General features: G+C 65.3%; 1 pseudogene. It reads left to right on the top strand.

What is annotated here, in order from left to right:
- Positions 1 to 219: pseudogene (locus tag ACTFO6_RS19655) on the top strand (glutamate--cysteine ligase); the annotation flags it as partial.
- Between the last annotated feature and the right edge of the window lie 20 nt (positions 220 to 239).

The raw sequence follows: 239 nt of genomic DNA, 5'->3' as shown, positions 1-239 counted from the left end.
GTGCTGCTCAACAACGACCTCTCGGCGGGGGTGCCGGAGATCCTCAAGGGGATAGAGCAGCAGGTGATCCCGCCCCTGGTCGCCGGCTGGAGCACGCGGCGCAAGTCGCGCCATTTCACCGCCTACGAGCGGGTGGCAAAGGAGTTCGCTGGGCTCATCGGCATCGCCCCCTGGCTCATCAACCCCTACTTCGCCGCCTGCGGCCAGATCAACTTCAAGTAAAAGCGCGGCGAGGAGTG

The organism is Pelomicrobium sp. G1 (assembly GCF_051905455.1).
Lineage (GTDB): Bacteria > Pseudomonadota > Gammaproteobacteria > Burkholderiales > UBA6910 > Pelomicrobium.
Note: the sequence above shows the minus strand (reverse complement) of the source record. Positions and strands in the feature narration are given on the sequence as shown.